The 22,280-nt window shown below is 33.0% G+C and carries 16 protein-coding genes; 10 read left to right on the top strand and 6 right to left on the bottom strand.

The genetic code is table 11. The features are described from left to right. Window positions 1-4: 4 nt before the first annotated feature. The 6 genes from BXY75_RS05760 (at window position 5) to BXY75_RS05735 (ending at window position 10,530) form a co-directional block, all read left to right on the top strand. On the top strand, window positions 5-1,987 hold the full coding sequence (locus BXY75_RS05760; protein ID WP_121906768.1) for a hypothetical protein: 1,983 nt from the start codon (window positions 5-7) through the stop codon (window positions 1,985-1,987). Window positions 1,988-2,020: 33 nt separating this feature from the next. Further along, on the top strand, window positions 2,021-2,392 hold the full coding sequence (locus BXY75_RS05755) for a hypothetical protein (protein ID WP_121906767.1): 372 nt from the start codon (window positions 2,021-2,023) through the stop codon (window positions 2,390-2,392). Then, window positions 2,346-3,431: a DNA methyltransferase gene (locus BXY75_RS05750; protein ID WP_121906766.1), complete on the top strand. Its 1,086-nt coding sequence runs from the start codon at window positions 2,346-2,348 to the stop codon at window positions 3,429-3,431. Before BXY75_RS05755 ends, BXY75_RS05750 begins: the two co-directional genes overlap by 47 nt. A 112-nt stretch (window positions 3,432-3,543) precedes the next feature. Beyond that, entirely contained in the window at window positions 3,544-4,449 is a 906-nt protein-coding gene (locus BXY75_RS05745; protein ID WP_147437234.1) for a hypothetical protein, read from the top strand. Continuing rightward, window positions 4,446-5,498, top strand: coding sequence for a tetratricopeptide repeat protein (locus BXY75_RS05740; protein ID WP_121906764.1), 1,053 nt, complete (start codon window positions 4,446-4,448; stop codon window positions 5,496-5,498). The genes BXY75_RS05745 and BXY75_RS05740 overlap by 4 nt, the downstream gene beginning before the upstream one ends. 1,024 nt (window positions 5,499-6,522) lie before the next feature. After that, the gene (locus tag BXY75_RS05735; RefSeq protein WP_121906763.1) at window positions 6,523-10,530 is read left to right on the top strand and encodes a hypothetical protein; all 4,008 of its coding nucleotides are present in this window, start codon (window positions 6,523-6,525) and stop codon (window positions 10,528-10,530) included. 124 nt (window positions 10,531-10,654) lie between these two features. On the opposite strand, the gene BXY75_RS05730 is transcribed toward BXY75_RS05735, so the two are convergent. Then, window positions 10,655-11,692, bottom strand: coding sequence for a DUF4238 domain-containing protein (locus BXY75_RS05730; RefSeq protein WP_121906762.1), 1,038 nt, complete (start codon window positions 11,690-11,692; stop codon window positions 10,655-10,657). Window positions 11,693-11,806: 114 nt separating this feature from the next. On the opposite strand from BXY75_RS05730, the gene BXY75_RS05725 reads away from it, so the two are divergent. Further along, window positions 11,807-14,092: an nSTAND3 domain-containing NTPase gene (locus BXY75_RS05725; protein WP_121906761.1), complete on the top strand. Its 2,286-nt coding sequence runs from the start codon at window positions 11,807-11,809 to the stop codon at window positions 14,090-14,092. Window positions 14,093-14,847: 755 nt separating this feature from the next. Next, window positions 14,848-15,360, top strand: a complete 513-nt coding sequence (locus BXY75_RS05720; RefSeq protein WP_121906760.1) for a YceI family protein — start codon at window positions 14,848-14,850, stop codon at window positions 15,358-15,360. A gap of 16 nt (window positions 15,361-15,376) precedes the next feature. On the opposite strand, the gene BXY75_RS05715 is transcribed toward BXY75_RS05720, so the two are convergent. From BXY75_RS05715 to BXY75_RS05705, 3 genes are all read right to left on the bottom strand, one after another. Continuing rightward, on the bottom strand, window positions 15,377-15,925 hold the full coding sequence (locus BXY75_RS05715; protein WP_121906759.1) for a DUF4251 domain-containing protein: 549 nt from the start codon (window positions 15,923-15,925) through the stop codon (window positions 15,377-15,379). 160 nt (window positions 15,926-16,085) lie between these two features. After that, window positions 16,086-17,477 carry an NAD-dependent succinate-semialdehyde dehydrogenase gene (locus BXY75_RS05710; RefSeq protein WP_121906758.1) on the bottom strand — a complete coding sequence of 464 codons (1,392 nt, stop codon included), beginning with the start codon at window positions 17,475-17,477 and terminating at the stop codon, window positions 16,086-16,088. A 5-nt stretch (window positions 17,478-17,482) separates the two neighbouring features. Then, window positions 17,483-18,601, bottom strand: a complete 1,119-nt coding sequence (locus BXY75_RS05705) for an alkene reductase (protein WP_121906757.1) — start codon at window positions 18,599-18,601, stop codon at window positions 17,483-17,485. 202 nt (window positions 18,602-18,803) lie between these two features. On the opposite strand from BXY75_RS05705, the gene BXY75_RS05700 reads away from it, so the two are divergent. Beyond that, window positions 18,804-20,030 carry a multidrug effflux MFS transporter gene (locus BXY75_RS05700; RefSeq protein WP_121906756.1) on the top strand — a complete coding sequence of 409 codons (1,227 nt, stop codon included), beginning with the start codon at window positions 18,804-18,806 and terminating at the stop codon, window positions 20,028-20,030. Between the two features lie 76 nt (window positions 20,031-20,106). Here BXY75_RS05700 and BXY75_RS17115 read toward each other — a convergent pair whose 3' ends face one another. Together BXY75_RS17115 and BXY75_RS05690 are read right to left on the bottom strand one after the other, a co-directional pair. Next, complete coding sequence (locus BXY75_RS17115) at window positions 20,107-20,625, bottom strand: hypothetical protein (RefSeq protein ID WP_170152854.1); 519 nt, start codon at window positions 20,623-20,625, stop codon at window positions 20,107-20,109. Window positions 20,626-20,750: 125 nt separating this feature from the next. Then, complete coding sequence (locus tag BXY75_RS05690; RefSeq protein WP_147437232.1) at window positions 20,751-21,068, bottom strand: hypothetical protein; 318 nt, start codon at window positions 21,066-21,068, stop codon at window positions 20,751-20,753. A gap of 27 nt (window positions 21,069-21,095) precedes the next feature. Here BXY75_RS05690 and BXY75_RS05685 point away from each other — a divergent pair, with 27 nt between their 5' ends. Continuing rightward, window positions 21,096-22,280 carry a glycosyltransferase family 4 protein gene (locus BXY75_RS05685; RefSeq protein ID WP_121906753.1) on the top strand — a complete coding sequence of 395 codons (1,185 nt, stop codon included), beginning with the start codon at window positions 21,096-21,098 and terminating at the stop codon, window positions 22,278-22,280.

The raw sequence follows: 22,280 nt of genomic DNA, 5'->3' as shown, positions 1-22,280 counted from the left end.
AATCATGAAAAAACTATTTATTACTCTAGCAATAACAATTTCTGCAGCAAATTTCTGTGCTAATGCTCAAGTTGTTGGACAAGATGCAGAAGGCTTTAGTACTATTATTTTGCCTTCATCAAATTTATATTTTGATGTTACAGATCCTAAAGCAAGTTTTTCGTTTTATAAAGAAACATGGCAAGGTGATAAACCTTTTAATGACCTTAAAGCTGATCAATTAGCATTCAATGATAAAAATTTATTTACTACAAGCCTTACACAAGCAAAAATTGATAAAGTAAAAACATTCTTGAAAACTTCGATTTGGGATTATAATAAGAAGCAATTTAACTCAAGTAATAGAGCAAAATACTTTATCCTAGGTGGAGAAATTTCAGGGGGTATTTCAAATGGTTTATCAACATTGTTTTCAGGAGGTGAATTCTCCACATCAAATACACTCACAGGATATATAGGACACAACTGGTCTAAATTAAAATATAAAGAGAATGATGCTTCAATTGATAGCTATATTACATCTAATATAGATTATGAGAAAAATGTTTTAAAGTTATCGGCAAACCAAAAAATTATATCTTCAGAAATTAACAAATTAGTACGCTTAGGTATTTTAAATCCAGAAAAAAAAGACTATTACAATAATTATAATACAGGAGATAAGACCTCAGATATTAAAGGATTAAAAGTTTTTATAAAAGACATAACTGAAGAACAAGCTCAAGTTCAAGTAGTTGATTTAAAAACTCTTATTGCTGCACTAGAAAAAGTTAAGAGTATTGCAATAAAAAATAAATTAACTTCTTCAAAAATTGTACTTAGAGATAAGTTAGATGGGGCTGAAACAGAGTTGGCTAAAGCCAACGCTGATCTAAAAAAAGCTAGAGATGATGTTAAGATTCCAGGTTCTCCAACGACAGTAGAAACAAAGAATATTACAGATAAAAACAATGCAAAAACTAAGACAGATAACGCATTAAAAAAATTAAAAATAGATGCTAAAAATAATATATCGAATAAAAAAGACATAGAAACAAAAACTGGTGAAATACATAAAAAATTAATGCTTGTACCCGTCGTTGGTAATACAATTATGACAGATATTAATACAACTATTTCAAACGATCATTACAATACCGAAAAATGGGATAGTGTTATTAAATTATTGAATAAAAAATTAGACTTGCTTGAATATTCAGATGATAATACAAATCCATCAAATTTTAATGCTCTAATTGCAGCATACTCTGGTAGAATAGACCTTCTAGAAAAAGGTATTAACGATTATGAAGTTTTAGTAGACAATTTAAATGAAATAAAATATTTCACAAGAACTATTTTGTATGCTCGTGGTGGTTATAATGGAGCTAGTTTTAAATTAGATAGAATGAACGACGCAACAACAATCGATGAACGCTTTAGAGATGTAAAGTTTGATGGTTATACCATTCAACTTGGGGTAACACATCAATATAGAGTATACAATTATTTAGGTTTTAGTGCTTCTTTATCCAGAGCTTATAATCCGTTTGCATTAAAGTCTAGAACTTTTAAGTTAACAACTGAAGATACTACAATTATGGATGGCACATTTTCAAGTAGCCAAGAGATTACAGCTTTAACTGGAACTTATGATAGCTTTTTAAGATTTAGTTTTAGTGCTGATTATGTTCATCTTTTTAGTTTAAAAGAGTCTTTAAACCCTAACAGCAGCACTGGAACAAGTCATCTTTATCTAAGTCTTAATCCATACATAAGACATCATGGCTATAAACGTTCAGAAACAATAAAGAATAACACAATACTTGGATTGGGATTACATGCTTTTAACAGTAATGACAATAAACTTATGGGAGGAGTTTTTGTTCAGACTAATGATACTTTCGGAGCTAATAAAGGAACTCCCAATGCATTAGGTAATAGATTTACATTTGGGTTAATAGCAAAATTTGGTTTTACAGGCCTCAAACCAAAGGCTTCCGAATAAATTAAAAAATAATTTCTATAATTTAGTATTGAGATGAAAAAGAAACCTATTGCGTTTAATTATCCTCTCATAGTTTATAATGAATTAATAACAAAGGCTAAGAATAAATCTGTTATCGATTATGAATATATAATGCTTCTTACTAAGAATAACTATTCAATAGTTGAAATTAATAAGATATTAGAAACGCATTCGCTTTCAGATATAGCAAAAGGAAGACCGGAATTATGGGTTTTAGTCTCCGAAACAATGAATAGTTTACCTAGTAATCGCTATTTTAGTTTCTTAAAGAAAAACAAATTAATGGAGCCTAATGGGAATAAAGAAATTGTTTATAAAGCCCAGTTAAAAAAAGCACATGATTATTGGCCAAGAAGAAAAAGAAGCGGTAAAAAATTCAGATAATTACTTCGACCTAAAAGGGAAAGAGTTCAATGCCTTTAGTAGTGAAAGTAAAGAAGAAATTTTAAAAAGCTGTCTCAGTTACTGGAGAGACAAAGGATTTCCCTATTACGATAAAGATGATGCTAAATTTGAGAAGGAAATAATGTCTCTCAAAGGAATAAAAAACTCAGATATCTTTGATAAATCTGCTATTAAAAATAAAGTCAACGGATTAAAAATTGCAAATTTCTTTAACCCTCAATTATGGCATGTAAAAGTTAAAAATGCATATTCTCCTATTGAACGTTTCTATGATGACAAAGCACTGACAAAAATACTAATTAATTCTGCTAAAATGTGGCCAGACAGATACTCCTTTAGGCCTGGAAGTATTCGAAGCTCTATTCGACTTTATAGCAAAACTAGGGCAGTTACTAATTTTTATCCAGCCATTGCAAAAGCGATAATAAAACGCTACTCGAATGATAACGATACTGTTGTAGATTTCTCTTCTGGCTTTGGCGGTAGACTTTTAGGTTGCCTAGTTTTAAATAGAAAATACATAGGGATTGACCCTTCATTTGCTCAAATAAATGGTTGTAAATCAATATACGAGTATTGTTCTACAAATTTTAAAAATGTAGTACGTTCAAGTATTCAATTATTTCAATCTAAAGCAGAAGAAAAGCTTGAGGAATTTGAAGATGAATTTTGCTCTTTAGTGTTTTCAAGTCCACCATATTTTGATCATGAGAGGTATGAGGATTGCAAGAATCAATCGCATATTAATTACAATAATTATGAAGATTGGAGAACAAATTTTTTAATCAAAATTATCAATGAATCTTACAGAATATTAAAAAAAAATGGATACTTAATCGTACATTTAAAAAATGTCAATGGTCACGATCTAGTGCTAGATTTTATTAGTGAAGCAAATAAAAAATTTACTTTAAAAAAAATTTATAAAAAAGAAGTCAAGAGAAGGCCATATCGATACATTGATAAATATAACGGAAGTTATAATTACGAAAAAATTATTGTTATGAAAAAAGTATAGCACATAAGACATGATAAACTTAAAACCTTTTATTAATAATTTGCGATTCTTAATACTACTAATCTTTACAATTTTTAGTAACTACACTTTTTCTCAAGAAAAAGATTCATGTTTGATAGAACTAAATAAGGATCAGAAACTAATCCAGGTCTATTTTGAAAATGCAAATAAAGAAAAACTCATTGAAATGTTTATTGCAAGTAATTGTGATAGAGTAAAAGATACTATTTATTTAAAGTTAAAAACAATAAAATTAAATTCTAAAAAAACAGATTCAATTAGCTCTATACATTCTTTAAAACTTGGAGACTCACTATCAAAATGGGGAAATTATGCGAAATCTGAAGAAAAATATATTGAGGCACTTGCTTCTACCGATGAAGATTTAAAAAATGTTGCCTATAGCAGTTTGAGCCAACTTAACAAGAAAAAAGAAGTGAAGTGGTACAACACTTATTTATTAGAGCCACTTCTAACACTTATAAAAGCTATACCTATTGTTTTAATAGCTTTATTTTTATTAGTATCTGCGATTTGGATTTATTACCACAATAAAACAAAAGGTCCTTCTTTAAAAATCGAATTTTTAAAGAAGAAAATTGACAACCCAACAATTGATGAATTAGACAAAAAGTTAAAGTCTATTTTATTACACTATCATTTTTTATTTGGTCAATTTTACACCAGAACAACTATAGTAGAAAGCACTACTAGTATTCCTTATTTAAATAAAACAATTGTTAACTTTCCGTACGAAACATTTGTAGATTCTAAATATGCCCAATTTATACATTGGGTAATTAATTTTTTCAATAAAGATGATTATATATTAACTATTGATTTAATTGTTAATGACCAAAAAGTTTCGGAAATTTATGGAGAACTTAAGCATAAAAAGCGTGCTATAAGGCAATGGAATTATAAGATTGATTCTAATTTATTTCAAGATGAAAATTTTAAAGACTTTGCATTTATTGTATTTAATTATTTACGAGAAAATTTAATTGAGAAAAAATGATTCAACTGGAAACAGATAACAGAAAGGCTTTTGAAGATTTAAATGAAGCTATCTCGAACATTGATAGTTATAACAAAAGTAAGCAAATAAAGCACCTGAATACTGCACTAGAATATGTAGATAGTTCTTTAAAAAATGATAATAACTATCTTAGAGCCATTGAGTGGAATATCATTATCCACGACTTATTAGGCCTACACAAAAATATTGTGATTGAATACAAAGACATTCTAAAGGAAATACCTGAAAGTCTTCAACAAAAAACACTTTATAATCTTGGCGCTGCATATTTTCATCATTATGACCTAAAAAGCATTGATAAAGCCATTTGGCATTTTGAAAAAGCATTAAGTCTAAACCAAAATATAGGGTTAGACATTCTCTCTAAAGCTTCATTAGGCAGATCTTATGCTTTACGCATACTTTTAGGGCATAAACATCTTGGAGGCAATGACACCGAAGAGGAATTGAAAACGTTTTTTGATAAATCTGTTCAATTTTCGAAAGAATCGATTAAAATGGTGAAATCTTCAAAAGACTACAATGATATTAAAAATGAGGTAATTTGGACAGCGTATTCTGCACTGGGAGCTGCAAGAATGTATTTGCATGATAATGAAAGGTACATAGCAGATTTGAATACAAAAAACTTTAAAAACTACAACAGGATTTTATGTAAATCCTACAGAGATTTTACTAGAGCCGAGAAATATAAACCAAAAAAATGGGCTAATTGGTCAAATATGGGATCAGCTTTATGGAGAAGAGCTCTTTTGTATAAGACATATGGAAAAAAGAAAACTGCAAATCAATTATTCGAAAAATCCATAGAAACATTTAATTTTTTAATCAAAAACATTCGCTTAAACTATGACTTTGCATTATATGAAATGGGTAAAGTCTATAGAATGAAAGAGGATACAATACAAGCAAAAAAGTATTTTAAACTGGCAAGAAAATATACGGCTATTCAAAATAATGTTCCGATTAAAAAAATAGAAGAAGAGGAAGAAATGATTGAAAATAAACAGTTTGGTTTTTTAGCATAATTTATTTACTGAGATGTTTCTGACCTCATAAAATTTTGTTAAAACAATAAGGTAAAGTGAGCGTGTATATTTTAGGGGTTTAGCAATACCGTTTCTTAAGTGTTTTAATTACATGAGGGATTTCAAAGCAATATTAATACGTTACAATGTTTCCAAAATTATATACAGCATTGAATTTTTTTTTCTTTTGTTTCAAGACACTATTTTAAAGAATTGATTAAGTATCATTTTTTAAAATACCTAATAATGAAAGAATTAAAAGAAAGATTAATTAAAGTTCTAAATATAACAAGTGCATAGAATTTTATATTTCTTAAAATTTATGCTCTTGTGGCAATCCACGAGAATTGTCTAAAATTTTTTATTACGTACATTTTCGAATACGCGATTTTTAAACTGTGCAAAAAGGTTAGCTTTTATTTTGGCCCTTCGACGAAAAGCTCAGGACAGGCTCAGGCAAAGCGGCTGGTCCCGATGTTAAATAGGGAAGCGCATTTCGTCCCGGCTATTTTATCCCGAAGCAAGTTCGGGACAAGCGTCACGGCTAATTACAGGACATATTTTGGAATTTGGAACTGTATGGATTCAATAAAAGAAAACGACTAGCAAAGCAATTTTACATAATGTCTTATTATGATTACAATTTGTATCATAATGTTCTGCGTTATGTACACTTTGCTTAGGTAAAAAACAATATAATTGCCATACTTCACTGGTTTTTTTTCTAACTAAAAAACTTCTTTAAAAATGTAATGGAATACTCTTTACCCGGAGTGACGGCGCGAGGGAAGGGAAATGTGAATGGAATGGATAAAACCCACTAATCTTATTGTTCTTACTTATTCTTATCAAAAAAAGGATATATTTAAACTATATCTATAAACTGGATCAGTAAAAGAAATATTGAATGAAAAAGATGTACCAGAGCTTTTTTACAAACTGATATGATAGCAACAACTATTAATTTTTTAAGGAACTATATATTGTTTCTTAAAGAAGTTGTGATTATTTAAACTTACCTATAATGGATTATCAATTACAAGAGTACTTAAATCAGATTAGGTCTGCATTTTCTAATTATGGTGTCGCAGAAAGATACAGATCTGATAGTGCAAAGGATTCTGATTACGAATGGGGTGCATCGCATTTTTTTTGCAAACTATTTTTAAAGTCTAAGGATTCAAAACATTTAATTACTAAGGCGGATTTTGATATTTTCAAATTTCAATATGAAAACAAATTAAAAACGAAGATTGATACAGATTCATTATTTAAAAAATTCTGGCTAAGAGAGATTATAGGTTTTGTCTACGTTCCGCAAGCGATAAGATCCGTAGTTTACGATTATGAAAAATATGAGGATAAAAAAGAAGAATTACAGTTTTTGAGAGTGCTACATGGTAATCATCCCAGTCAAACTGTAGGTACATCTGACTTACAAAAAGCATATTCATCATACAATGCGAGGCATAGTTGTAACCTTGATAGTAATTGGATGGAAACTACAAACTGGATAAAATTTGAAAAGGGTACAAACTTAAATAAAATAGGGAATATAGACTATCATTTTAAACTTTTAGATAACTGGGAAGTTTTTGCCTTTTTAAATGCATTTAAATCTGAACGTGACCGACACGCTGAAGGAAGATTGCAGATTAGTACCAGTGATTTAAAAGCAATTATAAAAGATCACAGTACTTACTTTAAATATACTCCTAAACTTGAATCTTTTATAGAGGAAAAGACTTTTACAGAGGATAGTACTGGATACACTCTTGAGTTATTTAATAGTAAAGTATCTTACTGGAGTGATTTGAATGGAAGAATAAGTGGACATTATTGGCAAAGTTTATTGAAGGATAATAGTTTTAAAAATGATACCGAGCGTCTTAAACATTTTTTAGTTAAAGTTTTAGGAGGTTCTCAGTGGCCTGAATTTAAAAATCAATTGACTACAAATGCGCAACAGGTGCTACTGGAAACTGTCATAGAACTCGTAAACACTGAACCAGATATTATTGGAACCGAAGATGAATTTGAAAAGTGCTATCTCGATCAACGTCTTTCATCTCAATATGCATTTCAATCAAATAATCCCTTACCTGAAGAATTTTTTCAAAAAACCGATAACCTTTTAGAACGGTATAGACAACTGCAGCACATTTCTGAAAAGAATCAACACGATATTTTCTATTCTCAAGAGTGTAGAACAGACCTTGCATTTTTAGTGAAGATGGTTGTAGAATTGGATAAAGAGAACGATACTGTTATTGAAAATAATATTTCAATACATGTACATTATTATAATGTAAAGCAACTTTTACGAGCAGGTCTAGAAAAACCATATTTACTTTGGGAAACGTCACACTTTATAGTGAGCAATAATCCAAAAATAATTCCTTATCTACTAATGGAACAAGATTTTGCCTCATTGGGTTTTCATTTACTAGAAGCAGTTAAAATTAATAGCGAGGATCATTACTTAAAATCTTATTTAAAAATCAATACTCTGTCGAAAAGTCTTAAACTTATACTGAACTCACTACTTAGAATAAGTACTAAAGATAACGAGCAAGTTGCGTTATTAGTTTTTCAATTATTTCAAGATATTACTAGATATAAACAAGACTCAGTTAGTAGAGTCAGAAGCATTGAAGAACGAGATAGAATAATTAGTGATAGAAATGAAAGAGAACACAAATTACTTTCGATTTTAGAAAACATCCCTACTTCTGGGGAGTTGATAAATACTAATGTTAAGAGGTTTCTCTTACCTTCCATTTTTAAAGAATTGATAACAATCATTGAAAGTAAACCAGATATAGCAAAAAGAGATAATGGGTATTTATCCTTTCCTTTCATACAACTTGATATACTTTCTTGGTTATCGCAGATTCTCTTAAAAAATGTGCTTGCTAGTGAAGGTGAAAAATTTGATTCTTTTCAATTTTTAATATCAGAAACTTTTATAAAGATTTATATCACAAAAATTGAACAGAACAAGGTAAAACGTCACGATTATAAACTTGATGAAATTATTGAAACATTACCTAGCTGGGGAGAGAATAATGAGCGACTTGATAAGGTAGATTGGTTTTCTCTTGCACTTGTATTGGCAGGTTGCGGTACGCTTTCTGAATTTTTGAATCCGAGATTTCGACTTAAGAAAACAATAGATATCTATGATGACGATAATGAATTTACAGCCAAAAAAATAAGAACCCACTTATTTATTTTGTTAACTATACTCAAATCAATTAAGAATAATCACGACATACTAGATGAAATAAGGATCAAAAATCTCAAAATCGAAATAGAGAATAAAGTAATTGAATTGGTTAAAAAATACGGTAAACCAGATCTTAATCATAGTGTAAACATTTTAGGAAAGCATCTCGATCGTTCTCAGTTTAGAGGTTTAGAGGACGAGTTGTTGCCGTTTTTGATAGAAATGTCAGATGTATTTGAAGATAAGAAAACTATCTATGATATCTTGTTGGAGACTGATGATCTAACACAGTTACTTTATTTGCTTTCACACACCGAAACCAAGGGTGTTGTTGATAAGACGATAGAAAAAATTCAAAAAATGGATGTACATCTTTACTTGGAAAATCAAAAGTGGCCAATCGAAACAAAGTTCATTGTTACAGAACTGCCTAAATATCCTGATCTAGTTGAGCAAAGTGAAGTGGCCTTTGCCTATTGGAAGAATTTAAAGATTAATCAAAATGATCGAGAAACAAGTAATTCTATTTTTGAAGCCGAATTGATACAGGCTTATTACAAGGGTGATGAAGCGGCAATTGAAGCTATTGACAACCCTGAGGAAGGATACGCAAGTTATAAAGAACTTAAACCTTATTATCATAAACAGTTTTTTATAGCTCTTATTAGGTATAAAGATAATCCTGAAAGTGCTTACTTGATTTTTAATGAATTGGTGCAATTATACCCTCAATACCCAACATTTGTTCTTAACAGATTTGGAGCGAAGATTAATGTTGGACTAAAGACAAATAATATTGATGACTTCATCCAAGCTCTAAATGAATGGCTAGAATATGAAAAAGACTGTACATCTTCTCTTTTAGATACGATAGTTGAGAAAGTCAATTATAATAAACTCACAGTCTACTTGAAGTTAAAAAATAAAAAGGCTTTCGAATCACTTTTTAATACGCTGTCAACAACACAAAAGATGGCTGTTGATATGGTACAATTGAGAGTACAAATGCTTGTAGATAATGAGTTTATAAACGAAGCAAGGGTGTTTTTAGAGAAGGCAGTCTCGTTTCATAAAATTTCAGACAAGGGAAGTCTCAATTTTTTAAAAGTGCTCGAAGATAAAATTGCCGATTCAAACCCATTGGATAAAATTAAAAACTCATTTCAAGAGTTCTCTTTGATGGCAAAAAACTCAATGAGTTCTGTGAAACCATTAAAGCATAGTGATGACTTTGGTAAACAAATGACTAACGAATTAATTACTGCATCTAAAAGGTTTTTGACGAATATCAAATCATTGAAGCCAAATGCAAATGAAGATGACTACAGCGCCATAATTAAAGAGATTTTAGAAAACAAATTATCAACTTTTCATTATCATATCAAAGATCAATCTAAAGGAGGAAGTTCTGCCACCGGAAAGAACCCAGGGGAACGAGACCTGATAATTTGTGATGATACTGGAGAGATTTCTGTAATTGAAGCTTTTAAATTAACCTCGAAAACTGTAGTACAAACTCACATTACAAAAATCTTCAACTACACTCATATGCGGAACATATTTTTTATACTTGCATATGATCTTAAACCTACACAACAATTCGAAACTCGTTGGAAAAGGTATAAAACGCAAACTCTAAAAAATTTAAAGTATCCCCTTGGATATGAAATTGACACAAAAGATATATGGGATGCAACTTCATATTTTAAAATGGAAAATACTGCAATTAAAGTTTGTCGATCTTCTCATAAGAACGGAACTAAAATCTACCATCTCGTAATGAATGTAAAATATTTGATTTAGGGTTTGTCAACTTTCAAGTTGGTCAAACACAAGCTCTAATTTCTCAAAAACAAGAGAGCGAGTAAATACTCTTAGCGTGAAGCAGCGATAGGAGGGCAGTTGAATGTGTGGAATGGAAACTCCTCTAATAGCCTAACTCTACTTTCAATTTAATATTATTAGGATCTTTTCTAAATCCAGGTAAGGAATGCCAATAATAGAGGAAAACTGTTTTAGCTTGATTAGAAATTACACCATGTTTTTCCGCAATATTGACAAAATGTTGAAATGCCAATGCTCTATTTTTCATATCCAATACTCTTGGATCATTATCGAGAACAGGCGCTTTATAAATTGGTGACTCATTAAGATAATCATTCAACGCCCTCTCTGTTCCAAAAACATATTGTTCATGATGTTTTTCGATATCATGGTTTATTGTCATTATATGATCATTGGAATAATCATATCTAGCCAATATGGGAATCTCCTTTGATACATTATCTGGCATTATAGTAATACAATATTTAGGTGTAAAAGGAATATGTATAATATTACTTGCTTCAAAAACTCCTTCAAATTGCCCTGATTTAGCTCTTATGATAACAGGATTATCTCCAGAAATAAAATCCCAATCACCAACTGCTTTATTAATGCAAATTCCATTACCTCTTTTTTGATTAAACAACTTATCAAAATTTTCTAGATGCGATTCGAGTCTTTTAGTTTTGAATTCATTATATAATTTTTGTTGTTTATCCTTAGGTAGTCTAGATATTATTAAATTTTCTTTATCACTTAAAGTAACATGTTTTGGAGTTCTAAAATATAAGCTTAAACCACATTTTAAAACCATTTCACGCATTTCATTACTTAAGGTTAAGGATTTGTCATCCTCAATAAAACTAGTGACTTCAGGAAAGTGTTTGTCAATTTTTTGATCGTATGCTTTTTCAATAAATTGTTTATGTTCTTCATCTGCAAATGGAAGATCATATAGATAATCCATTTTGCAAATTTTCTTGGTACTATTATGCTTTATTTCGCCTCCTTTTTCAATATTATAAATGCTATATTTTTTATCAACTTTTCCACTCGGACGAGTATATTCAGCTACTAAATAACCAAAGTTCTTTAAATAAGATTTTGGAATATAGTGTTGATTTTTTACAGTTTGGCTCATATCTAAATTAATGCATCCAAATATAACTTAATTGAACTATTATTTAATCAACTACTTAATTCCATATACCAATTTGCTATATTTAAAAAATATTATATTTAGAATATTGCATTAATGACAGACTACAGTTTTTCTTCCTTAAACTCAACTGACCTTGAAAAGTTGGCATGTGATTTATTAACTGCTCAAGACAAAAGTGGTTTAAAAAAATATCGGACTTTCAAAGAAGGAAAAGACCAAGGAATAGACTGCTTATATTCGAATGATGAAAATCCATTTTCTGAAGTAGTGCAAGTAAAGCACTATTTAAATTCAGGAATAAGTAAACTTTTAAGTGACTTAAGAATAAAAGAGAAACCAAAAGTAGATAAACTAAATCCCGACAGGTATATTTTAGTAACGTCATTGCAACTTTCAGTTGCTAACGTTTTAGAAATAAAAAAAATATTTAATCCATATATAAAGAATATATCAGATATATATGGTAGAGATGATTTAAACAGACTTTTAGCTGAAAATAAAGAGGTTGAAAGTAGACATCAAAAATTATGGTTTTCAAGTTCTAATGTTTTAGACAACTTATTGAAGTATAAATACCAAAGTAGAACTGATGAATTTTATAGAGAGGTTATTCTTAGAAATTTAAGATTATATGTAGAAACTAATAATTTAGAAATTTCAAAGAGAATATTACTTAAGAAAAAAATTTTAATAATTACTGGCGAACCTGGTGTTGGAAAAACAACACTTTCCGAAATATTACTATACTATTTCACATCTAATAATTATGAATTAAATATTATTCAAAATGATATCAGAGAGGTAGAGAATGTTATTAAAGATGATTCTTCTAAACAGATATTTTACTTTGATGATTTTTTGGGTAGCACTCAAGTTGAAATACAAAGAGCAAGAAGTGCCGATTCAGTATTAATTAAATTAATAAATAGAATAAAAAGAAGTGAAAATAAATTATTGATTTTAAATACACGCAAGTTTATTTTAACTTCAGCCATAGACGAATCTGAAAACCTTGGAAGACTAAATCTATTAGATGCTGAGGCAAAAATTGAATTGTCAGATTATTCAATAGAAGAGAAGTTACAAATATTAAATAATCATATTGTTGAATCAAATATTAAAGATGAACACATTAAAATATTAAAAGATGACGATATACAAATATGTGAGCATCCAAATTTCACTCCAAGGATAATAGAATTTTTCACGACTAGAGATAGAATAAACTCTTTTAATAAAAAACAATTAAAATTATTTATAAAAAATAATTTAGATAACCCGATTGAAATTTGGAGACATGCCTATCTAAAGCAAATAGGTGATGAAGAAAGATTCTTACTAAATACATTATTAAGTATTGGAAGAGAATCTTCCTTAATCGAGCTAGAAAAAGCTTTTGAAAGTAGGTATCAATATGAAATTACTCATAATAATTTCATAAGGAAAATTGATGTTTTTAATCAAATTTTAAAGAAATTAAATGATGGATTTATTAAAATTAATCTAAAAAATGATTTTTTAGATTTTGATGGATTTAATGAAAATGTAACCTTCATCAATCCTTCGCTTCAGGATTTTCTAGAATTTTTCATTATTGATAATGATAGGGAAATAGAAAGGATCACCAATTCAAGTGTCTCAATTAGACAATTAACATATTTTTATCCTCTATTCAAAAAAAACAAGTATCAACCATCGCCATTATTGAAGGATAGAATTCTAAATGAATACAAGAATTATATTTATTCCAAAACGCATAATAAAGATAAATTAAATCTATGCTATTTTATTTTCAACAACTTAAAAACTGAAAAAGCATATTTATTGATAGCTAAATTAATTAAAGAAATCAGCGAATGGTCAGTTCTGCATACCTACCAATCATATCTTTTTTCACACAGCAATAATTTCGACATTTATATTCTTAAGTTTTTACAAGAAACAAAATACATTAAGCCAATCTATGATTCATTCAAATCTACTGGAAATGAGATGTTTAAAATTATTTTATTAAACTTAATAGATATTTACACATATTTTGATGTTAAAAAACTAATGGAGTATTATGAATTATCGTATGATAGTATTTTGGTGAATACAGAATTTAGAGAAATGTTTGAATTAAGGTTAGATGAATCCTTTGACCGTTTAGTTGAAGAAGAAATTTTTGAATTAGAACGAAGCTTTGCGAATTCTTCTACGGCTAATGCAAAACATAATGATTTAAATCTTTTAAAAATAAAAATTAAACAAGAGATTCTAGGAAGTTTTAGTTTTGATATTAGTAAAATAACCGAAATAGATTGGGACCAGGTTTCTTTAGAAAACAAGTTAAAAGGCGTTGAACCAGATTGGGACGAGATTGCTGACAATTACTGATTTAATATTTATTATTTTCAAAAGTTTTAAAAACGGCCTCAGAAAACTTTGGTCAAAACAATAGGGGAGAGAGCGTTAAGCGCTTTAGGGGCCTACCAATAAATACTATTTGCATTTCTAAGGTTCCAAGTTAGTTTAAAACAGTCTTAATGAGTTACAATCTTTCCTAAAGTGTAGTGAACGACCCGTAATTGTTTCCAAAGTTTTGTGCAGCCTTGATTTATTTGTTTCTTTTTTTATCAAGAAAGAAAGATAAGGAATCATTTAAAAAAGTATAATTGGAATTCTACATATAACAAGTGCTTAGAAATTTACTCGCAGAGAAATTTTAAGCTTTTGTGGCAATCCACGAGAATCACGTAAAATTTTTTATAACGTACATTTTATCGAATACGCGATTTTTAATAAGAGCAAAAAGGTTAGCTTTTATTTTGGCCCTTCGACGAAAAGCTCAGGACAGGCTCAGGCAAAGCGGCTGGTCCCGATGTTAAATCGGGAAGCGCATTTGGTCCCGGCTATTTTATCCCGAAGCAAGTTCGGGACAAGCGTCACGGCTAATTACAGGACATATTTTAGAATTTAGAACTGTAAGGATTCAATAAAAGAAAACGACTAGCAAAGCAATTTTACATAATGTCTTATTATGATTACAATTTGTATCATAATTTATATTATGTAAAATAGAATATTTTACCACCTCTAAGCGTTTACCTTAGTATCCCCTTTAAATACTTATTTCGTAAATTGATACTACTATGAAAACATACCTTCTTCTTATTAGCTGCGTCTTTAGTTTTCCATTATTCGCACAGACTATTAAAATCAATGAATCCGAAGCCACCATCAAATTCGTTTTTGTAGAAGATGATGTAGATGGTACGCTATCAGATTTTAAGTTTACCGGTATTATAGACCTTGACGATCTTGAGAATTCCAATTTTAGTGGCTCGGTAGCAACCGAAACAATCGATACCAATAACTGGTTTCGTAATCGACATCTACGAAATAAATACTTTAAATACGAAGAATTCCCACGGCTCTTCTTTAAAAGCACAAAGATTCAGGGAAATGGGAAAGAATTTCTAGTAAAAGGAACTCTAACGATAAAAGGAATTAGTAAGCCTGTCACCTTTACTTTTCACCAAAAGCCAACAAGCTTCTACGCTACAACAATGATTAATGCAGCCCATTATGATATTAATATCAATAAGGAAGATAGCCGTAATATGGTGCAAGTAATGATCACCTTACCGTTTACCGCCAATTAAGTACGAATATAATAGCCTATTCTTCTTTCAACTCAGAAACAACCCCGTCATATGAAATTGAATTTCTCTGGGAACTATTAATATTAACAAAAGCATTCCTATTAGGATATATTGTTATAATTACATCATAATTTTCAGAACCTTCGCGCATACTAAAATCTATCTGCGTCCGACCTTTCTGTTCGTTATAGGTGCTCTTATAGTCCGTTGGAACGCCATCAAATTCGATAGCTCCGTTATCACGCCCCATAGTAACTCCCATGCGTCTCGTTCCATAATAGGGTAAATACACTTTTAAGTTATCTCCCTTAAATTGCAAATAACTTGTGATTCCTATTAAATTAATTCTTCCTGCACTGTTACCAACACCTAACAGACCGCTGTTTTGTAACTGATTCAATTCATTCGAAGCCAATGGATTCGCCGTTTTAAGATCGATTTCAAAATTACCAGCATCCAGCATGGCTTGTGTTTGCTGCGCTTCGACACTATTTACAACACCATCTGAGCCCTTGCAACCGACTAATATGAGTAAAACCACGCTTAATTTTAGTATTGCTTTCATCTCTTATTTTTTAAATTTAATTCGCAAAAATTGTACCTAATTTAGGCTGTAGGCTTTGTGCTTCGCGCATTAGGCTGGGGATAGTTATTTAGGTAACTAGGTAATTGGGTAACTGAGTAACTGGTTGACTAGTTAACTAGTTAACCAATTAACCGATCAACTACAACACCATCACCGCTTTCACATTTACGAATTCTTTCATCCCAAATCCGCCATGTTCACGTCCGTAACCGCTGTCTTTCACACCTCCGAAAGGCATATTGGGCTGTGCGAGTCCGAAGGAATTAATATACACCATTCCGGTGTCGAACTCTTCTTGTGCCAATTTAATAGCTTTCTTTTCGTCTTTACTGAAAATTCCACCTCCTAATCCGAAGCGACTGTCGTTTGCAATTCGCATTGCATCTTTATCATTTTTTGCTTTGATTAATGAAGCTACAGGTCCAAATAATTCATCGTGGTAAGCAGGTTGTCCTGGTTTTACATTTCCAAGTACAGTCGCAGGATAAAAGAATCCTTTTCCTGAAGGCAACTTCCCTCCTGTTAATATTTTGGCACCATTGGCAATGCTTTCTTCTACCTGTTGGTGTATTTTTTCTCTAAGATCCTCTCTAGCCATAGGCCCTAAGGCTGTTTCTTTCTTTGTAGGATCTCCTGTTTTTATTGCTTTCATTTGATTTACAAACGCTTTTTCGAATTCGTTATAAACACTTTCAACAACTACGAAACGCTTAGCGGCAACACAGGTTTCTCCATTATTATAGATACGCCCTCGAACACATGTTTCTACAGCTAGCTTGATATCTGCATCTGCCAAAACGATATAAGCATCATTACTTCCCAACTCCAGAACGGTTTTCTTCAATTGCTCTCCGGCTTTTTTCGCGATGATCTTACCTGCCGCTGCACTTCCTGTTAAGGTAACTCCGCGTACCAAATTATTTTCGATGATAGTATCAGATTGTTGGTGATCTATAATTAATACTGTAAATAAATGCTTCGGAAGGCCTGCGTCTTCGAATATTTCTTTCAGAAGTAAAGCAGAACCTGTTACATTCTCAGCATGCTTTAAAAGGACTCCATTTCCGGCTATCAAATTGGCGATTGCAAAACGAATTGCCTGGTAACACGGAAAGTTCCATGGCTGAATTCCGTAGATAACTCCCATAGGCGAATACGTTACTATTCCCTTTCCTCCGTCGGGCAACTCCCGCTCTTCATCTTTCAATTCCTTAGCGCCTTCGTTGGCTGTGTATTCACATAAACCGGCGCATAACTTGATTTCTTGGAAGCCGTGTTTTACCACCTTTCCCATTTCTTGAGTCATAAGCTCAGCAAATTCTGGACGTCTATCCATTAATCCTTTGCCAATCGCTTTTAATACGTCACCCCTTGACTTGAGTGACTTTTTACGCCAACTCAGATATGCTTTATGACATTTTTCGACCGCTTCGTTAGCGTCAGCATCGGTCATATAAGTATACTCTTTAATTGTTTTTTCGTTGGCAGGATTTATTGTTCTAAACCCGCCTTTTATTTCTCTGTTTTCCATATGTATTACTTCGGAATTAAATCTCTTGTTTTTGCTTTATAATCTATATATCCTTCTTTCCCTTGGGTGTAAAAAGTATCCTTATCCCAGTCGGTCGTATCCACGTTTTCTCTGAAACGTCCTACTAAATCAGGATTAGAAACGAATAATTTTGCAAATGCTACTAGATCTGCGTTTCCGGCTTCAATGATTTTATTCGCCTTTTCTTGTGTAAACCCTGTATTGATCATTAATGTGCCCTTATATTTAGGTCGATACCTCTTTGCGATTTCTGTTTCTGCATGCGGAACATCACTTACATCTGTAAATGGTTCTGAAAGATGTATGTATGCCAAATCGTATTCCTTACTCAGTCTTTCAATAACATAATCGAAAGTGGGAATGGTTTCTTTATCGAGTTTCATTCCGAAGACACCATGTAACGACGGATTGAACCTCGCTCCTATCCTATTCTCCGGGATTACCTCCTTAATTGCGTCTAATACTTCAAAAAAGAAACGCGCCTTATTCTCGTCACTTCCCCCATAGGTGTCGGTACGTTTATTACTGTAATTATTGAAAAATTGATGAAATAAATAGCCATTAGAAGAATGGATTTCAACCCCATCGAAACCTGCTTCAACAGCGTTTTTAGTGGCTTGCTGAAATTCTTTAATCGTAGTATCGATATCCTCCTGAGTCATGGCTTTAGGAGTAACAGTATCTTTTTGACCATCCGGCGTAAAAACCTTTGCTTCCGGATTAATCGCTGAAGGTGCCCAGGGTAATTCGCCATTGTGGAAATCGGGATGTGAAATACGGCCTACATGCCACAACTGAATAAAAATTCTACCGCCTGCCTCATGAACCGATTCCGTTACTTTTTTCCAACCTTCTACTTGTTCTTTTGAATGTATTCCTGCTGTATGAATATACCCAACGGCTCGCTTTGAAACCTGAGCCCCTTCGGTAATGATAAGTCCTGCCGTTGCTCGTTGTGTGTAGTATTCGGCATGTAGATACTCTGTAGGTGCATTGTCATTGTTCTTCGCTCTACTACGCGTCATAGGCGCCATAACCACACGATTAGGTAATTCCAAATCGCCCATTGTATAAGGCTGTAATACGGCTTGTTCTTTATTCATAAAGTATATATTGATTGTGAATTGTATAGGAAATTCCTCATTTGTTTAAAAGTACCTTAGAATGGTTGAACAAACCTTCCTTTTATATATTCTTTATAAGTGATTTAGCTAAATTTTAACGATAAAGGGAAAATGGTTTTAATTAGTAAAATTCTAACATTAGGAAATTAGTTGCTCTACAATAAAAGTATAATTTTGCACCATGCCCAAACAAAACTCCCGGTCACAATTCGAATTTGTCGCACTAATGGCAGCCCTTATGTCGGTTACTGCCTTGTCTATCGATGCGCTTTTACCTGCATTAGATATCATTGGTGAGGCGGTTCAAAGCGAGAATCCGGCCGACAACCAATTGCTAATTACCATGATCTTTTTAGGCTTGGGAATCGGCCCTATGGTATTTGGTCCCTTATCCGACTCTATTGGAAGAAAACCATCTGTGTACATGGGATTTGGAATTTTTACTATCGCCAGCTTTATATGTATTTACGCTCAAAGCCTGGAACTCATGGTTGCAGGACGTATCTTGCAAGGGGTCGGACTTTCAGCGCCTCGCACGGTCTCTATTGCGATTATCCGCGATATGTACGATGGCGATCACATGGCGCGAATCATGTCTTTTGTAACGGTGGTTTTCTTACTTATTCCTATCGTAGCGCCCGCGATGGGACAGTTTATTCTAATCCATTACAATTGGCAGGGAATTTTTTATGTGCAGATAGTGATAAGTATATTGGTGGCACTCTGGTTTTGGATGCGACAACAGGAAACCCTTTCTGAAGCCAATAGAATCCCCTTTTCTGTAAACCGCATTATTAGAGGTCTTACCGAGACCTTATCTCAAGCAAAAACTCTGGGTTATACCATAATATCCGGCTTTGTTGTGGGGTCTTTTCTGGTTTATTTAAGTACTTCCCAACAGATCTTTCAAAATCAATACGGATTAAAAGAAGAGTTTCCTTACATCTTCGCCGGTTTGGCGATTGCTATGGGAATTGCAATTTTTCTTAATGGAACATTTGTAGTGCGCTTCGGAATGGAAAAAATGGTGACCACTTCCCTACTAGGATTCTTCGGTGTTTCTGTGTTGTATATTATTCTTTTTCACAACGCCCCACATCCTAATATTTATATTTTACTGCTCTTTTTTGCCCTTCAGTTTTTCTGTATCGGCTTTCTCTTCGGAAACCTTCGCGCACTAGCGATGGAACCTGTAGGTCATATCGCCGGGATCGCTGCCGCCATAACAGGATTAATTTCCACCTTAATGGCAGTACCTATCAGTACTTTCATAGGACGCTTCGTAATGGAAAGCACCCTCCCTTTGTTCATAGGATTCTCAGTTTGTGGTGCCCTTTCTTTGGCGATCTTATTCTTTCTGAAGCGAAAGTTTCACACAATAACTCCCGAAGTTCAATACAAGGATTAAGTTTTTCTTGTAATCTATGAAAACAATCTAAAAATGCGAAGCTTACGATAAGTTAAGAATCAAGATACAGGAATCACTAGCCAACAATCCAGCTCCCAACTCCCAACTTCCCACACCCAGCTTCCAGCTTCCAACTCCCAGCTTCCAACTCCCAACAATCCAGTCCCAACACTTCGAGACTGTCTTTCTTCTTTCTTCTTTCTTCTTTCAGTCCCAACACTTCAAGACGGTCTTTCTTCTTTCTTCTTTCTCTTTTCAGACCCAACACTTCGGGACGGTCTAATATCTTACAACAAACATCCCACACCCAGCTTCCCACACCCAACACCCAACACCCAGCTTCCAACACCCAACAATCCAGCAATCCAACAATCCAACAATCCAGCAATCCAACAATCCAACAATCCAACAATCCAACAATCCAGCGATCCAGCAATCCAGCAATCCAACAATCCAACAATCCAACAATCAAACAATCCAGCAATCGAACAATCCAACAATCCAGCAATCCCACATCCAACAATCCAGCAATCCAACAATCCAACAATCCAACAATCAAACAATCCAACAATCCAACAATCCAACAATCCAGCAATCCAGCAATCCTACAATCCAGCTTCCCACACCCAACTCCCAGCTTCCCACACCCAACACCCAACACCCCACACCCAACACCTCACACCCAACTCCCAACAATCCAACAATCCAACAATCCAACAATCAAGCAATCCAACAATCCAACAATCCAGCAATCCAACAATCCAGCGATCCAACAATCCAACAATCCAACACCCCACACCCCACACCCAGCTCCCAGCTCCCCACACCCAGCTCCCAGCTCCCAACACCCAACACCCAACTCCCAACTCCCAACTCCCAGCTTCCAACACCCAACACCCAACAATCCAACAATCCAGCGATCCAGCAATCCAGCAATCCAACAATCCAGCTTCCCACACCCAACTCCCAGCTTCCCACACCCAACACCCCACACCCAACACCCAACTCCCCGCCAAACATTTTCCTTCTAAAATTCAATCATTCCACTTTAAGCTTATTATCTTTATGTTTAATTACACCTCTGAAGCACCATTAATGCAGCCTAAACCGCTCTACTGCTATATCGCATTCGATTTGTTTCCTTCTCAAAAAGGAGCAGCTACACACATCGATCATTGTTTATCGGCCCTTCAAGAAACCTTTTCCTGCGGACTGCTAATCTGCCTTGGAAATGATGATATGCCCACTTTTCAGTACGATACCGAACGGAAACTGTATGTCTACCGTTGGAAAGAGAAAGTGGTGAACTTCCTCGAACGTACCCAGAAGTTTCAGCAAGCCATTCAGCAAATATTGTCCCTTCCTTTAAATACAGAGCTTAGTTTAATTCACTTTAGAGACATTTGGGGTGGAATCCCCGCTTTGAACACTTCCGAAGCTATCAAAAAAGTGTTTGAAGTCAATTCGTTTGCAAGCATTGAGTTACCTAACCGCTACCCTAGTATTAGTAAATCGGTACTACAAAAACTAAGTAAATTAGAAGATTATTGTATCCAAAATAGTGATGCAATTATCACCCCTTCGGAAGTAACCAAAACATATATTCAACAAAACTTCGCTATTTCTGAAGTTAAAGTAACAGTTATTTCAAATGGTGTAACTATATACAATACAATAACTTCCGAAGAAAATAAAACATACATTCTATACTTTGGGGCACTTCAGAAGTGGCAAGGAATTAAAACGCTATTTAAAGCTTGGAAAGAACTGGAAGATCTCGACATCCGATTGCGAATCTGTGCTTCCATTCCGGAGAAAAGAACAATGCCATATCAAGAACTTGCAGATAATATTGGTGTTGCTCACAAGATCGACTGGGAGTTTGAACTCGATAAACAAGAGTTAGCGAAAAGAATAAAAGAAGCCGTTTTTACCGTCGCACCACTCACCGCCTGCGATCGTAATATTATTCAGGGTTGTAATCCTTTAAAAATTCTTGAATCTATGGGCTATGGAATTCCGGTGATTGCCTCTCGCCTACCTGTTACCACCGAGTTGATAACACATAAAGTAACGGGTATTCTCATTCCTCCAGACCGCCCTGAAATTTTGGGTAGAAGCATTCGTAAATTATTGCAACAGCCTGAACTAATAGAAGATATGGGTATGGCAGCAGAAAAACACATTCAGAAAAATTATCTTTGGAAATATCAGGAGAACAAAATGAAGAATTTGTACCTTAGTTTGTAA

It is taken from the genome of Ulvibacter antarcticus (genome assembly GCF_003688405.1).
Taxonomy (GTDB): domain Bacteria; phylum Bacteroidota; class Bacteroidia; order Flavobacteriales; family Flavobacteriaceae; genus Ulvibacter; species Ulvibacter antarcticus.
The sequence above is the reverse complement of the archived record's forward strand: the minus strand, read 5'-3'. Positions and strand labels throughout refer to the sequence as shown.

What these genes read in the sequence shown, in the direction of transcription:
- BXY75_RS05725 (WP_121906761.1), top strand. Translation starts at nt 11,807, where the DNA reads ATGACAGACTACAGTTTTTCTTCCTTAAACTCAACTGACCTTGAAAAG.
- BXY75_RS05730 (WP_121906762.1), bottom strand. Translation starts at nt 11,692, where the DNA reads ATGAGCCAAACTGTAAAAAATCAACACTATATTCCAAAATCTTATTTA.
- BXY75_RS05710 (WP_121906758.1), bottom strand. Translation starts at nt 17,477, where the DNA reads ATGGAAAACAGAGAAATAAAAGGCGGGTTTAGAACAATAAATCCTGCC.
- BXY75_RS05735 (WP_121906763.1), top strand. Translation starts at nt 6,523, where the DNA reads ATGGATTATCAATTACAAGAGTACTTAAATCAGATTAGGTCTGCATTT.
- BXY75_RS05750 (WP_121906766.1), top strand. Translation starts at nt 2,346, where the DNA reads ATGATTATTGGCCAAGAAGAAAAAGAAGCGGTAAAAAATTCAGATAAT.
- BXY75_RS05740 (WP_121906764.1), top strand. Translation starts at nt 4,446, where the DNA reads ATGATTCAACTGGAAACAGATAACAGAAAGGCTTTTGAAGATTTAAAT.
- BXY75_RS05720 (WP_121906760.1), top strand. Translation starts at nt 14,848, where the DNA reads ATGAAAACATACCTTCTTCTTATTAGCTGCGTCTTTAGTTTTCCATTA.
- BXY75_RS05685 (WP_121906753.1), top strand. Translation starts at nt 21,096, where the DNA reads ATGTTTAATTACACCTCTGAAGCACCATTAATGCAGCCTAAACCGCTC.
- BXY75_RS05715 (WP_121906759.1), bottom strand. Translation starts at nt 15,925, where the DNA reads ATGAAAGCAATACTAAAATTAAGCGTGGTTTTACTCATATTAGTCGGT.
- BXY75_RS05755 (WP_121906767.1), top strand. Translation starts at nt 2,021, where the DNA reads ATGAAAAAGAAACCTATTGCGTTTAATTATCCTCTCATAGTTTATAAT.
- BXY75_RS05760 (WP_121906768.1), top strand. Translation starts at nt 5, where the DNA reads ATGAAAAAACTATTTATTACTCTAGCAATAACAATTTCTGCAGCAAAT.
- BXY75_RS05700 (WP_121906756.1), top strand. Translation starts at nt 18,804, where the DNA reads ATGCCCAAACAAAACTCCCGGTCACAATTCGAATTTGTCGCACTAATG.
- BXY75_RS05705 (WP_121906757.1), bottom strand. Translation starts at nt 18,601, where the DNA reads ATGAATAAAGAACAAGCCGTATTACAGCCTTATACAATGGGCGATTTG.